Here is a 13853-nt window from a genome sequence, read left to right as displayed (position 1 = left end):
AAGAAAAGAAAATGCTACTGTTGTAGACAAATGTTAGAAAATCCTATTCCCTAACTTTTATTTACGCGTCCCTCACTGTAAAAAAGCTGTATAAATACAGCAAGTTATTTTTACATAAAACTTACATGTTATCCATAAATGGTACAACGTTAAAGCCCCCGTAACATAATAAAAAACCTATCAAACATCACCATCTTTATGCTTAACAAAAGAGCAAGCGAGCACCATTATCGTATTTATATTTTTTTCCAATGTTGTGATAGTGCTATTTATTGTAGGCATTTTTTCAGTTTTTATCTGCATGCTAGCCACGTTTGGAATGTGAGAAACATGCTTTTGATTGATTTAATATAAATAGGCTTGCCATGAAACAATCTTACAGTATTGAGATTTCTCATTTAAGTTGCAAGACAATTCATTATTATTATAAATCAATATGATGTATAGATTGTCGACATTACCAGCGGTGTGTGAGCTCTCAATGTTTAATGCCAATGTTTTTGTTATGGGGGAGGGGTATCTGGTGATAATGAAGTTTTGTATAGCGCACGAGACGTAATTGAGAGATGCTTGTTTAGAGGTGCGTTTAGTGAAAAAACTTTGAAAGCAAATGCGCATTCCCTCTGCATTTTAAAAGCTCAAAGAATTTCCAGTGAAAGAGTGGTTGGAATAAGTATGTGTGTTATTTTGAGAGTAGCGATTTTTCAGAGCTTCTTAAGTGTGTCCCGTTGAACCAAAACCTCCTGTTCCACGGCTCTCGTTATGGCTTTGGGTATTTTGCTCTGGTTCAATGGTGCAAACATTAACTTGGGATACGGGGGCGATGACTGTTTGGGCAATGCGCATGCCCCGTTGGATGGAAAAGTCTTCTTGGCCTAAATTGATAAGAAGGACTTTGACTTCACCACGGTAGTCACTATCAATCGTTCCTGGAGTGTTGAGGCATGTGATGCCGTGTTTTAAGGCTAAGCCAGAGCGTGGACGTATTTGTGCTTCAAACCCAAGTGATAAATGAAAAATGAGACCTGTTGGAATAAGTGCCCGCTGCCCAGGGGCAAGAACAAGCGTTTCTTCTTCTCCAATTGCTGCCCGTAGATCAAGACCCACAGAACCCGCTGTCGCGTAACAAGGAAGTTCTAAACCTTGTCCGTGTGCAAGACGCTGAACAAATAAAGTCTGGGCATGTGAAGATTGAGAAGAGACAGGATGATTGTTTAGAGGGGCGTTGGTTTCAGTGTGCGACATGATTGAGGCATTTCCAAAATATGAGGTCTAGAAGAAAATGATACTTTAACAAAAGATATCTATAAAACCAAGTCGATAAAGGTGTGTGGATATAGGTTGTCCCCAGAGCTTGCTTATCATCTCTTACTGACTTAAAATATTCCACAACACCACCTAACATTATCAATGGCATTTTTCAATAATGGCATCATCAAGGATGGCTTATGCCTAGGGGCATGCGCTTATTTGAGATCTAAATTATGGTTACAGATAAGATTTTTAGATACTACCGATAAGAATACCCGTGGCAAAAACCAGAGCACCACCAATGATGACCTGTAAAGAGGCGCGCCAAAAGGGAGTGGACATGTATTTGTTCTGAATCCAGACGATGGCGCCGAGTTCGAAAAAAACAATGATAAAAGCAATAATTGTCGCTACATAAAAAGAGCTGATCAAATAGGGAAGAGTATGGCCTAGTCCTCCTAATGTTGTCATAATGCCGCTGGCAAGACCTCTTTTTAATGGCGAACCACGCCCTGATAATTTTCCGTCATCATGGGCTGCTTCTGTGAAACCCATTGAAAGTCCCGCACCAATTGAAGCTGAGAGCCCTATCAAAAAAGTTTGATGCGTGTCTCCCGTGGCAAAAGCTGCGGCAAAAATGGGGGCAAGGGTGGAGACAGAGCCATCCATTAATCCTGCAAGACCTGGTTGAATCCAAGTCAAAAGTGTTTGTCTTTGCGTTTTCGAAGTTTTTTTTATGGTGTGATTTGCCGCTGTTGTTTTTTGGGAGGGATGGCGGTTCTTGCCTTTCACAAGAGAAGTTTTGTCACATAATGAACCGATAGTGTTTGCACGATTATGGCAAGAAAGGCACAAAAGTTGCTTATAATTTTTAAGCTCTTGAAGCCCCATGGCGGTAAAAACCGCGGCTTCCTTAGAGGAATAAGGTTCTAGAGCTTTTGCATATTTTAAATAGAGCGCCGCATGTTGCTCTTTTATTTTGAGCGCTTTAAGTATCACGTTTTGTGCTGAACGAAAGGACAGAGCTTTACGTTGTACAAATGAAAAAAACGATCTCAACATTTTCTGTTCCTCTGCACTTTAGAATAATTCTAAAACATAAGAAAAATAAACCGAAAGTCAATCTAAAAGTTAAAAACTGACAAATTACAAAAAGGTTGCACTGAGAAAAAAGGTGATGGGATGCTGAGAAAGTACAAGGAAATTTATCAAATGGAGACGAGAGGGGCGCATGAAAGAAATAATTGCGTGAAAAAATTTAAGAGACAATGTGCTTTATTTTGCTAAAGGGATGTTTGAATGGAGCATTTCAATGTATTGTGAATATATGGAAAAAAATAGGACGACTCTATCATTCATTTGATGCGTTCAAAAGACTGTAACAGTTCTTGGAATTTGAGATGATTCTTTAAAAGAGACCTTTTTCAAGGGACAAAAGCCCATTTCGCGAGGGTGGTCCCCGTGAAGAGTATAGAAGGGTAGAGCCGCAAAATTTCCATGAAATAATATAAACTCCATTGAGTCTTCTTAATCTTTACGCTTCATAAAAGAGCAAGCTGGCATCATCATACACTTTAGCTCTCAATGTTGCGACAGTCTTTAGAACGGTTCATTATAGGCATGGCATTTTATTGTACAGTTTTACGCCACTCATTCTGCTTGTGGAGGTGTAAGACAGTATTCTTATGATATTTACGCGCATTGAGCGTTGTTACAGCTTTTGCATTTAGGTGGATTTGATGTAATGAATTATCTTTTGTGCTGTAATTGCAGGGGCAGGTTTAAGGGTGGGAGTGCATAAATGAAAGAGATATTATCATATCAAATTGTTTGATCACGCATAAAAATTTATGCTTTATGAAGGGGCATTTATCGCCTTGTAACTTGCCTGATATCTTGTATGAAAGCCCAAAATTCAGTAGGTTTCCTCTCACTTCAAAACTTCTTATATTGAAGCAATTCAAATCATTTTCTTGTGTATCACAAGGAGGGGTGTGGGTGCTGTGTTTTTATTTAAAGTATGGGATGAGTTGAAATATGAAAAGTGCATAATCTCTACGCGTTAACAAACGTTTTTGATGTTTTTAAAAAAGAGCGAAATTGTGCAGAAAAAAAGGGAGCATATATGGAAAATAGTGATGGTTTGAAATTTTGGCGGCTTTCTGAAAAACTAACAATACTGCAGGCAGCGCTTTTAATAGTTGGATTAAATCCAGGAAAGTATTTGTTTGTCAACAAATTAGAACCAGAAAAAAGTGATATTTACGAAGATAACCTTTCCGTATCATCAGAGAAAACTGCTAATTTTCGTGCAGCCTATCATGCTATCGTTCAAGCGGGAAAAAGCAATCGATTAGAGATAGAATGGTCGTACTATAATTTTTCGGATTTTATAGATGCAGATTCCTCATATGTTCGCGTTGATGATTTAAAAGAATGGCTTTCATCGCGTGGTCTGTACCCTCCATTTTTTTTCCCTGAGGATGATTCTGCTGAGACTAAGGACCAAAAATATGCGTTTCAAGATCCAACGCATCCACGTTATGCTCCAAAGCTTGCTGCTATTGTTGCGGCATGGGAAGCGGTGAGTGAGGTTGAGGGTGGTAAAACTGTTAAAGGAACGCTTGCAAAATGGTTGCAACAGAATGCTGATCAATATGATTTACACAATAAGAAAAATGGTAAGTTAAAAAAGGATGTTATTGAGGAATTAGCGGCTGTTGCGAATTGGGAACCTACCGGAGGGGCGCCTAAGACACCTGCCAGCTCTCTTTTATCAAAAGAAAAAAAATAAAAAGATCACTAAAATTGTGCTGTTTTTTTTGATAATTCTGAAGATAATCTCTTTTTCTGGGGGAGATTTTTACTTTTCTTCCCTAGATTATAAGTAATTGTTTTTCAATGAAAATAATTTTTATAGTGTTTCTCTGACTGTTCAGGCGGGGAAAAATAGACATTTTGGGGCAGTAAAATTTACCCTGTAGTTTTCGTAACTTACCTCTCTATTTTTGTTTGATTTTTTTGGGCATTTTAAAATCCAAATCAATTAAAATGGAGTGCAACATGATTAAAGTTAATCTTTTTTTTACTATGCGTAAAAGTGTGAAAATTTTTCGAGGAAATGTACGGATATTTGGCAATGTGTTGCGGATGAGGTGGTACATAAATCGTTTAGAGTAGGTGTATTGTCGTGTTGGTTAAAATTTGAAATGATCACTGTCAAATAGTCGAAGTTGAGCATCGTGCATTTCTTGGGTAAAGAAATCTTGTCATCTATGAGCGAGTGAGAGTTTTTCTTAAGAAATTTGCACAATAGTAAAACTAGTTAGCAAAACCCGTTCTTTGGCGTAACAAAAAGGATGTCATAAATGATTATCTCATCATAAATATGCTTTAAGAATGACCCGTGCGTGGCGAAAGTCTATGGCGTAGTCGCTATAGATTTTTGCTCCGTGTGTGATGATCAATACTCTTGTTTATCTCTTGTCAATGCAAGTGCCCATGAAAGTGATGAGAGTCTATTGCTCCATTGTGATGCTTGGTTGTTCATGTTTAGAAACGACAAGTGTATTAAATGCGATAGGGTTGATAGAAAGGAAAACGTATCCTGTAAAAAATAGGTGTGTCTTTAAAATAAAGCTGATAAACGAAATTATTTTTTTATCTACCTTTTGTATAATGAGAAAAAGGTATTCAAAGTGCAAGCATAAGCAATTCAGCAGTAAATCCCAAAATAGCTTAACATAGATCGTTTCTAGGAGAAGAGGAAGAAAGTCTATCTGCAAAGCTATGTTAGGTCATGTGACCGGTGAAATAATGTGGTTAGGGCAATAAACAATTGTTTTTGGTGAAGAGATAGAAATCGGTTGGGTGTTGATTTCTTGTTTATTAGAGAATTTTCTTTGTTATCTCGTAAAATACGATCGTTTGAGGTGTGGTCATATAAAGCGAAGCTTTTTTCAATCTTGGAAAGATATTCCCATTGCGGTAAATCATATAAAGTTTAAGAAACGGCAGCACGATTTTTTGTGCAATGAAATGATAAGTATGTACAATATCTCGGTAATCTCCATGGGAAACTTTACCGGATCAACAGTACGGATATTGTCTTCTGCTTATCCCCAAATCGCAAATATTTCAAAACAACAACGGTGGAGGAGGGATATTGGATATGTTCTAGGGAAGGTTGCAAAAATGGCTAAAAAGTTTTCAAAAAAATACCAAAAATGACGAAAGGAGCGGTTTCCCACTCCTTCGTTCCTATCTCCCCTTGCGGGGAAGCGGCCACCATTACTGATGCCGTGTATGGTGATATAGATACACTTATTTTTCTCAAAAGTCAATAGTGTAAATGCGGTAAATATTTGAGCATCAGAGCTACAACTTTATGAAAATCTTCGCAGGATAATCTTGGAACGGTACGTGAGCAACTTAAACGACTTACAGAAACTGTTGTGACATAATTGCAGATAATCCATGCTTTTTTATTCTCTATAGGAGATTGTATTGGATACGCAGCGGGATTATTGGGTTGTGATTTCGTTGAAAAAGGTAAAACTGTCACATTTCCATATAATTTTGCATTCTTAGAAAGCACTAAAACAGGCCGCTTTTTCCAAAATTCAGGGAGTATCGAATCATGAGGAAAATCACACCAAAAAACTTGTCTGATGCGTGGTGCCGATTTGATTCGTGGTTTTATATGAGGTGGTTTTTCGTAAGGCGCATTTAAATCTCTTTCTTTTATATGCTCACGCCATGCATTATGATCATGTTCCATCATAACACATGGTTCTTCAAGTTTGGTTATATCTAAGGAAATAGGTGATAGGGTAGAAGGCTCTGTGTTCTTATCTTCAGCCATAGCAGACCATTTATATTTATTGGTCCCCTCACTTATTATTTTACGGCTTTTCTATCACGAGTTTTTATCAAAATGTTGCTTATAAGTACAGAGAGGTGAAACCATAAAATGGATGTATCTGCTCATTTTTGTCTTTTGAGTACAACGCTAGAGGAGGGATGTTGGTGACTCGTTGGTGTTGGTGGGTTGGTTTGGCGGTGGGTGGTTCTGGGTGGGGATTGGTGACTGGAGGGTTGTTGGTAGGGGAAAGCGATTGGAGAGAACGAGTGCACGCGGTTTCGTTTCTATTTTATGGTTAGAGTTTTTTATGGACTGAAAGAAGCCCTTTTGAAGTAATATAGAGGCTTATAAGGGAGAAAAATAGGCTTGAGACGACATTCCAACCGGCAAATGAAAGAAAAAGAAAGCGTGCGGATGCTTCAGAACAAGAAGGAGGATGAATGTTGTTTAATTGGCTGAGCAGCTGGTTAATGTCTGAGGTTTTTCTGACTGCGCTTAAACCACAACTGAGGGGAGCTGTCCAAAAGCCATATTCAACACCCGCATGATAAACGGCTAAAACAAGGCTGATGCACATTAAGACAAAAACACACAAAAATAAAAGTTGTATCCAAGCAGTTATGCGAAAAAAACATGCTCCAAAACCTGCTAAGAGCAAAAATGGTATGGCACCATAATAGGGAAAACGCTCTATGAGACATAAATCGCAAGGAAGATATCCTCCGAAATATTCAAAACCAAGGGCAATCCCTATTGTGGCAGACAAGCAAAAAGCGAGAAAAAAAGCCCATAAACTTTGTTCTTTTCTGCTGGGTTCAACATGAAGGTGTTTGTGTAAAAGTGGGTGAGAAGACAAAACGCATGCCATTAAGTCTGTTCCTTATAAAAGCTTTTTGTTTAAAAAAGCTATGAAAATCCCATAAATTAAAAGGAGGCTAACACAACCAATGAGAACAATCCATTTGAAATGCTGTACTAGAAAATTCATTGCTTTTTGCCCAAAATGTTTAATCAGCCACGCGAGAAGATAAAAACGAGCGCCTCTAGAAAAAATACAAATAAGTATGAAAAGTTCAAGACGCACACTCATAACACCGGCCAAAATTGTGACAATCTTGATGGGGGGAAGATGAAAAAAACCTGATGTTATCAGTAAAATGATGAGAAATTGCAGGGTTGCACTATTTTTCAGAGATTCAAAACTTTCAACCTTACCATAAATTTCTAAAATGGGTTTGGCAAGGGTATCATAGGCAAAATGTCCGATAAACCAACCGGCAATGCCTCCTAATACAGAACAGATCGTCGCAATCAAAGCATAGCGATAAACCCGCTTTTGATGGATAAGCAGCATCGGAATATATAAAACATCTATGGGAATTGGAAAAACAGAACTTTCAATAAAGGCAATGAAACCAAGCCAGTGTGGTGCTGTACGCCGATTTGCTAAAGAAATCGTCCAAAGCTTTAATTTGTTTAATATCATGAGGCTTTTTATAAATTTAAGAGGTAAACACTTTACAAATGAGATTGCTATAAATCCGATAGAGAAATCCAATAAAGAAAGTATTTCATAAAATAGATAAGAAAATGATATGAATTCTTAAAAAATGAGAAGTCTTCTGTTGACGAATCTGTTCTTCTTCATATAGTGCAAAGGAATAATCGACAAGTCTGTCTTTTATAGTCCTGTCTTTTATAGCAGTGTGCGGGTGTGGTGGAACTGGTAGACGCGCCAGACTCAAAATCTGGTTCCGAGAGGAGTGTCGGTTCGAGTCCGACCACCCGCACCACTTCATAAATATTTTCCTTTATCCTGTTATGGCGCATCACGTTGTTTTGTAGAACGTGGGATTTATAAAACATGGGGGTTTATAAAACGTGGGATTTATAGACCGTGTTCAATGTTTTGCATGTTGAATGAAAAACATTGAACACCGTAGGATTCTTTCATTTCAAGTCTGTTTATAGTAAATCAACTAAAATCATGTCGCTTGTACGTTACAAGCTAGATGAGCTCGCGTGGAGTGAAATTTTACAAAAAATGAATAAAAATGCCTCTTATGCCGTTTCAAGGGCATCATTGGAGGTAAAGTGTATGATGGATGGTGCCAGCTTGCACTTTTATTGAAGTGTAGAGATGCTGCTCTATAGATTTTATATTCCTGTGGGTGCTGTCGCAAAATGGGCTTGAGGGTTTTGAGAGATGTTTTTTTAAAACACGCATGTGAATTGGCAACCCAAGTATCTTGAATTTGAGTGTGTTTGGTTTGAAGCGCTGCCGTATGATATGAAGGGTGTGATCCAAAAAAGATCCGTGAGAAACACCAGCATGAGGTAATGCGTAATCTCCTCTCTTTAAAAGACAGTGCTTTAGAGGCTTTTGAAAGTTGTAAAGCAGAGGGAAATGGTAAGATTGGAAATTGGTTTTTACCTTGAAAACTTCATGTGCTCCCTAAATGAAGCTGTCTTCCCGTTACAGAAATTACATAAACAGAGAACCGCAATATCCTCTTTCCACTCTGGCATACAATAGCGGTAAAATACTGTTGTTTGAAGTGTGGTAATATAGGGCATACTTCCTTGAAACGTTACAGTATTTTTTCGGTGTGTGTTGGATATTCTTAAATGTGTTTGTCTTGCTTTAGGTTTAAAGGCATTCCATGCGGAGGAGCCCAAAGAAACCCGCTAAAATCCCCCAAGAGTCCCCAAGGGTTTTTGTGTTTTTATAAACGGACATGGTGTTTAAAAATGGGTGTTTAAAATGGGTTTTCAGAATCTTTATCCTTTAAGAGCGGGGAGGCCAAGTCAACATTATCTTATAAAACTGCAATTGATGCACAATATCCATATTTATTTTAAAGAAATATCTCTTAAATAACGGCTCTCATTTATTTACGATGGCGCCCAATGGTATGATGGTAAAGCTTTTATATTCCAAATGTATTACATGAAAGGGGGAGAGAGGATAGGAGCTTGCTTTAAGAGAGGGAGAGGCTTTATTGTTTCGTGACTATTTGTTTAAAGTTTAGTACAGGTTTTTAGAATCTACGTCTTTTTAGGGGGAAAGGGGCATTAAAAAACCCCGTTTTTAACAGGGTTTTTTAATCGTTCAATTTTTCTACAAAACTTAGAATTTATAAGCGATACCAAAGCGAACATCATGCGTTTGAGAAGAGATTTTAAGGTTATCGTTTGCAAATTTCTTTTTAAAAAAATCTGAATAACGATATTCTGTACGCATGATGATATTATCTGTCATTGCAAGATCAAAACCACCACCAACAGTGTAACCAAACATTGTTTTTGTCTCATCTAACACATTGCCAGAAGCAAAAATTGTCGAATCTTCTTGCGATTTTGATAAAAGTGACATGATATATTGCATCTGTGTATAGGCTATACCCCCTGCAATATAAGGCATAAGACGATGAGAAGCAAAACCAATACGCGCACGCGTGGCACCAGACCACGTTTCTTTCAATGTTACACTGCTAACAACAATGTCACCATAGTTGGATATCGTTTCACCCTGAGCTGCAGGTTTTATGATAGGAATCCCAGCTTTTTTAAAGGCAATGTTAATGGAGTTTGATTCATCTAGAATTTTCTTTCCATTGTCTGTTTGGGTGCTTTTCCTTCCAGACCAGACCATATCGGTATCAAAACCGAAAACAAGATCTCCCAGATCAATATTAGAACCTGCATACAAACCTGCTCTCAATCCTGATAGTTTCGGTGATAAATCTCTATCAACCCAAGCCCATTTTCCTTCCCTAGCTTCTTGTGCGTAATTTAGAGTATTTTTATTGGAAAAATATCCAATTTGTCCTCCAAAATAAAAACCAGACCAAGAAAAAGGCGCAGAAACAGTAACCGGTGAAATACGTGACGATGAAACATCTTGCAATGAAACCTTCGGTTCTGATTGCTTAAAGATTACCGTATCTGCTGCTTGCGCTGTTGAAGCGGTAATGAAGGTGAAAATAGATAGTGCAACTAAACATTTTGTTTTCATAAAAACGTCCCCAATTTATTTCAGATACAAATCGTATTATATACAAATTGGTTAAAAAAATCTATACTTAATATCATTATGAAAACTAAAATACGTATAAAATCTATAATTAACCATATTGAAACGTTCTTAAAACTTGTTTTCATGCTATTATCCCGCGTTTATATTGATTTTTCAGGATTTTTTATATACACCTTCGGTGTTCTCTGTGTTTTAGAAAAAAATATAGTATAGTAAATAAGCTTTTTATTTATTTAAAAAACATTATTTTATACATATTAAAACACTTTTTGTTATTAAATGTATTATCCATTATGATTGACATCAATGTGCTTACATATTCAATTGATCGTAAAAAATGCATATTGGCCATCATATTCGTTGCTCGTTTCTGATATTGCGTAGCTTTGTATTGCGGTAGCCTTTTGAGCACTTGAGGGGATGAGGGACTTTATTTCTTTTTTATCTATATGCCACTTTTTCTTGTGATAATCCAAGCGAATAGTTTTGATTGATTGAATGGAATACGAAGAATAAGAAGGAGTAAAGTGCGAGAATCTCAAGTCTCATGAGGTTTCTTATGCGCCATGTAAAACGGATAAACTCTCCGTTCCGTTTGCTTAAAGCCGGAACGTGGATGAGAGTCTAAAAACTGAATGTCTTTGGCGATTTTAAACAGATTAGCGCGTGCATTCAGGTTTTTGTGGAAATGGGTGAGGGTGCCATAATGGGCAAATGCCTCCAATTTCTTGCGAGCTGTCAAGTATATCCCCGTCAGAGAGCTGATTGTTTCAGCAAAGGTCAAAACCTTTCAGTGCATTGAGTTTTTTCCAACAGCTGTTCCTCTATTGAGCACCCCCATCTTCACGCTTCATAAAAGAGACATTTCTCAATGTTCCTAAACCCATTTCACGACAGCGATTGTGAATGGTATAATAATAAATCTATTGAGCATCTCTTTTACGCTTCATAAAGGAGCAAGCCGGTACCATTACTATATTTGCCAGTTCGTGGGGTGTTGTGACAGTCCTCTCCACAATGTTGTGACAGGCCCCTTTGTCCGTTGTGACAGGCCCCTTTGTCCGTTGTGACAGTCCTTGGCACTTGAGGTGGTTCATTAGAGGTGTTTTTGTCCTTATCGGATACAATTTCTATTCACACATTCATTGCGTTTGTGATGTGCAAGTCAGTGATTTTGATTGATGCAACATGGGACCGATTTAAAATGAGAAAATCTTACGGTATTTAGGATTCTCGTTCAATATGGATAACGCTAGATTATCATTATAAATAAACACATTATCTCATTGAGATAAGAGTTATCTACCCAATGTTATCAATATTGATAACATTGTAAAGCGTAACTACGATGAATTCATTAATCTTTTTATACTTCGATTGAAATTATGTCTATTAATACCGATAACACCGATTTTTTTGAGCTAATTCTGTTTGGCTGATAGCTAATAGATTTTCAAAATCAAGACGCGAAGCTAGAATGAAAAACACCTTAAGGTCATATCCATTTAAATCACTTTCTGCCAGTATAGCCATTGGGTGTTGAGCTATGACTATCCATTCCTTTCCAAAACCGTTGTGCCTTTTAAGTACAATATAAGCAACAAAACCACCCATAGCATAAATGCGGATCAGAGCCTAAAATGAACGCTGTGGGTAATTGTTATCGGTCATCATCGGGGTGTAAACACCCCGATCTTTTGACAAAAAGATTTGTTTTAAGATGTTTGCATCTTTTTTAGTGGGTTGTTTATTGGGGAGAAATCATCTTTTTGGGATCAACTAATCGGTCATAATCCTCTACAAAAACGCCTGCTTTTAATGCTTCGGTGCGCAAAGTTGTATCATTTTTATGCGCTGCTTTGGCAATTTCAGCAGCTTTTTCATAGCCAATTTCTGGTGCAAGAGCTGTGACTAACATGAGTGAGCGCTCCATGAGCGAGTGAATATGAACACGATTGGCCCGTAATCCTTGAATGCAATGCATATCAAAAGAACGCATGCAATCACCAAGAAGGGTAATTGATTGTAAAACGTTATAGCCAATAACAGGTTTATAAACGTTGAGTTCAAAATGTCCTTGGCTTGCGGCAAAGGTTACGCTGGTGTGATTACCAAAAACTTGGCATGCAACCATGGTTAAGGCTTCACATTGCGTGGGGTTGACTTTGCCGGGCATAATAGAAGAGCCTGGTTCATTTTCAGGAAGACTGAGTTCCCCTAAACCGGAACGTGGACCAGAGCCTAAAAACCGAATGTCATTGGCAATTTTAAACAGATCAGCAGCGAGAGCATTCAAGCTCCCGTGGAAATGCGCAAGGGCACCATGATGGGCAAGTGCTTCAAATTTATTGCTGGCAGTTTGGAACGTTATTTCTGTGAGAGTGCTCACTGTTTGCGCAAAAGCAACGTCAAAACCTTTTGGCGCATTCAGCCCTGTGCCAACAGCCGTACCACCCTGAGCAAGCATTTGGACATCGGTTAGAGCATTTTCAATACGCTGAAGATTGGCTTCTAATGCGGCACGATAGCCTGAAAATTCTTGCCCTAAGGTTAAAGGGGTTGCATCTTGGGTATGGGTGCGGCCGATTTTAATGATATCTGCAAATTCTTGCTCTTTTTGTTTTAATGTCGCAATAAGAGCTTCAAGGATTGGCAATAAGTGTTGGCGTGTTTGCAACGTGGTGGCAATGTGAAGCGCCGTGGGAAAGGAATCGTTCGATGATTGGCTCATATTGACATGGTCATTGGGATGAACTGGTTTTTTGCTTCCAAGTTTTCCTCCCAAAATCTTACTAGCACGATTAGCAATGACTTCATTGACATTCATATTGCTTTGTGTGCCAGAACCTGTTTGCCAGACGGATAGTGGGAAATGTGTATCAAAATCGCCAGCAAGCACTTCATCAGCGGCGGCAATAATTGCTTTTCCAATATTTTCTGGTAGTTTTCCTTTGTCCATATTTACAATCGCTGCTGCTTTTTTGACAAGGACTAAAGCATAGATGATGGCAAGAGGCTGCTTTTCACTGCCAATATTAAAATTATGCAGAGAACGTTCAGTTTGTGCGCCCCAATAACGATCTTGACGTACCGAAATCGTTCCAAAGCTATCCGTTTCCTGACGTGTTTCAACCATGATAAGATCCTTTTTTGTTCACGGGTTCTCAAAAAAGATAGATAACGCGAAAGTGCAATAAGAGGCAAGACTTTGAAGCTTCATTTAGAGAAATTATTTTTATGGCTATTCTTGACATTGAGAGATGCCGATTTTATATCTAACACATGCTAGCACTCGTAGTTTGAGAGTGCTAGCAAGAACTTTTAAGATTAATGCAATTATGTTCAGTTTTAAGGATTTAAAACATGGCTAATATACAATTCCGCCCACTTCACGACCGTGTCGTTGTCCGTCGGGTTGAATCTGAAAATAAAACGGCTGGTGGGATTATCATCCCTGATACAGCAAAAGAAAAACCCCAAGAAGGCGAAGTGATTGCTGTTGGCAATGGCGCTCTCGATGATAACGGAAAGCGCGTGCCTTTAGAAGTCAAAACAGGAGATCGTATTTTGTTTGGAAAATGGTCTGGAACTGAAGTCAAGATTAATGGGGAAGACCTCCTCATTATGAAAGAATCTGACATTATGGGAATTATGGGCTAATTGAAGCGCTTAATTTTTCATTGTGTACTATTTTGAGAA

At 38.1% G+C, this 13853-nt stretch carries 12 protein-coding genes, 1 tRNA gene and 1 pseudogene; 5 read left to right on the top strand and 9 right to left on the bottom strand.

The genetic code is table 11. The features are described 5' to 3' along the window. Positions 1 to 714: 714 nt before the first annotated feature. Both dut and ACFINO_RS06445 read right to left on the bottom strand, forming a co-directional pair. Positions 715 to 1245 (bottom strand): dUTP diphosphatase, encoded by a 531-nt coding sequence (dut, locus tag ACFINO_RS06450; RefSeq protein WP_375655266.1) that lies wholly within the window; start codon positions 1243 to 1245, stop codon positions 715 to 717. Positions 1246 to 1503: 258 nt separating this feature from the next. Next, on the bottom strand, positions 1504 to 2313 hold the full coding sequence (locus tag ACFINO_RS06445) for a VIT1/CCC1 transporter family protein (protein ID WP_375634492.1): 810 nt from the start codon (positions 2311 to 2313) through the stop codon (positions 1504 to 1506). A gap of 1063 nt (positions 2314 to 3376) precedes the next feature. On the opposite strand from ACFINO_RS06445, the gene ACFINO_RS06440 reads away from it, so the two are divergent. Both ACFINO_RS06440 and ACFINO_RS06435 read left to right on the top strand, forming a co-directional pair. Further along, the gene (locus tag ACFINO_RS06440; protein WP_375617908.1) at positions 3377 to 4045 is read left to right on the top strand and encodes a hypothetical protein; all 669 of its coding nucleotides are present in this window, start codon (positions 3377 to 3379) and stop codon (positions 4043 to 4045) included. A 1253-nt stretch (positions 4046 to 5298) separates the two neighbouring features. Next, complete coding sequence (locus tag ACFINO_RS06435) at positions 5299 to 5481, top strand: hypothetical protein (protein ID WP_375655265.1); 183 nt, start codon at positions 5299 to 5301, stop codon at positions 5479 to 5481. 109 nt (positions 5482 to 5590) lie between these two features. On the opposite strand, the gene ACFINO_RS06430 is transcribed toward ACFINO_RS06435, so the two are convergent. Next, a complete protein-coding gene (locus ACFINO_RS06430) occupies positions 5591 to 6115 on the bottom strand; it encodes a type II toxin-antitoxin system PemK/MazF family toxin (RefSeq protein ID WP_375613249.1) in 525 nt (174 codons plus the stop codon). A 164-nt stretch (positions 6116 to 6279) separates the two neighbouring features. On the opposite strand from ACFINO_RS06430, the gene ACFINO_RS06425 reads away from it, so the two are divergent. Continuing rightward, positions 6280 to 6414 (top strand): hypothetical protein, encoded by a 135-nt coding sequence (locus ACFINO_RS06425; protein ID WP_375642874.1) that lies wholly within the window; start codon positions 6280 to 6282, stop codon positions 6412 to 6414. On the opposite strand, the gene ACFINO_RS06420 is transcribed toward ACFINO_RS06425, so the two are convergent. Further along, positions 6411 to 6983 carry a disulfide bond formation protein B gene (locus tag ACFINO_RS06420; protein WP_375634494.1) on the bottom strand — a complete coding sequence of 191 codons (573 nt, stop codon included), beginning with the start codon at positions 6981 to 6983 and terminating at the stop codon, positions 6411 to 6413. The two genes, ACFINO_RS06425 and ACFINO_RS06420, sit on opposite strands and share 4 nt — an antisense overlap. Before the next feature lie 12 nt (positions 6984 to 6995). Continuing rightward, positions 6996 to 7601 carry a YqaA family protein gene (locus ACFINO_RS06415; RefSeq protein WP_375633390.1) on the bottom strand — a complete coding sequence of 202 codons (606 nt, stop codon included), beginning with the start codon at positions 7599 to 7601 and terminating at the stop codon, positions 6996 to 6998. 222 nt (positions 7602 to 7823) lie between these two features. On the opposite strand from ACFINO_RS06415, the gene ACFINO_RS06410 reads away from it, so the two are divergent. Further along, positions 7824 to 7908: transfer RNA gene (locus tag ACFINO_RS06410), tRNA-Leu, on the top strand. 1337 nt (positions 7909 to 9245) lie between these two features. On the opposite strand, the gene ACFINO_RS06405 is transcribed toward ACFINO_RS06410, so the two are convergent. From ACFINO_RS06405 to fumC (ACFINO_RS06390), 4 genes and pseudogenes are all read right to left on the bottom strand, one after another. Next, on the bottom strand, positions 9246 to 10133 hold the full coding sequence (locus ACFINO_RS06405) for an outer membrane protein (protein WP_375634495.1): 888 nt from the start codon (positions 10131 to 10133) through the stop codon (positions 9246 to 9248). A gap of 625 nt (positions 10134 to 10758) precedes the next feature. Continuing rightward, positions 10759 to 10938: pseudogene (fumC, locus tag ACFINO_RS06400) on the bottom strand (class II fumarate hydratase); the annotation flags it as partial. Between the two features lie 608 nt (positions 10939 to 11546). Continuing rightward, entirely contained in the window at positions 11547 to 11768 is a 222-nt protein-coding gene (locus tag ACFINO_RS06395) for a hypothetical protein (protein ID WP_375655264.1), read from the bottom strand. A gap of 133 nt (positions 11769 to 11901) precedes the next feature. Beyond that, a complete protein-coding gene (gene fumC, locus ACFINO_RS06390; protein WP_375655263.1) occupies positions 11902 to 13290 on the bottom strand; it encodes a class II fumarate hydratase in 1389 nt (462 codons plus the stop codon). A gap of 227 nt (positions 13291 to 13517) precedes the next feature. Here fumC (ACFINO_RS06390) and groES point away from each other — a divergent pair, with 227 nt between their 5' ends. After that, on the top strand, positions 13518 to 13814 hold the full coding sequence (groES, locus tag ACFINO_RS06385; RefSeq protein WP_005774667.1) for a co-chaperone GroES: 297 nt from the start codon (positions 13518 to 13520) through the stop codon (positions 13812 to 13814). Positions 13815 to 13853: the final 39 nt, after the last annotated feature.

The sequence above is a fragment of the Bartonella sp. AA83SXKL genome (genome assembly GCF_042196965.1).
GTDB lineage: Bacteria > Pseudomonadota > Alphaproteobacteria > Rhizobiales > Rhizobiaceae > Bartonella.
Note: the sequence above shows the minus strand (reverse complement) of the source record. Positions and strands in the feature narration are given on the sequence as shown.